The organism is Corynebacterium striatum ATCC 6940 (assembly GCF_000159135.1).
In the GTDB taxonomy this organism is placed as follows: Bacteria; Actinomycetota; Actinomycetes; order Mycobacteriales; family Mycobacteriaceae; genus Corynebacterium; species Corynebacterium striatum.
Window position 1 is genome coordinate 1 of the sequence record NZ_GG667556.1, and the last position, 458, is coordinate 458.

Sequence of the window (458 nt, forward strand, 5' to 3'; positions counted from 1 at the left end):
TCAAGGGCATCGGTCGACGCTCTCCCTTATGCGACTCCTGCATTAGGAAGCAGCCCAGTAGTAGGTTGAGGCCGTTGAGCACCGCCGCCGCAAGGAATGGTGCATGCAAGGAGATGGCGCCCAACAGTCCCCCGGCCACGGGGCCTGCCACCATACCCACGCCGAAACAAGCGCTCATGAGCCCGAAGTGGCGAGCCCGATCTTCCCCATCGGTGATGTCGGCGATATAGGCGCCAGCAACCGCACCTGTGGCGCCGGTGATGCCGGCCACGATGCGTCCGGCGTAGAGGATCCACAGGACGGGTGTGGTCGCCATGATCGCGTAGTCGATAGTGGCTCCAAGTAGCGAAGCGAGCAGGACTGGGCGGCGGCCAAAGCGGTCGGACAGTGCTCCGAGAACGGGTGCGCATAGAAATTGCATCAACGCATATAGCGCTAGCAGCACGCCATAGTGACTG

Annotated in this window: 1 protein-coding gene; it reads right to left on the reverse strand. The window is 62.4% G+C overall.

The annotated features are described in order from the left end of the window. Window positions 1-458 (reverse strand): tetracycline resistance MFS efflux pump (locus tag HMPREF0308_RS12720; protein ID WP_005532351.1); only part of this gene is annotated, 458 nt, incomplete at both ends.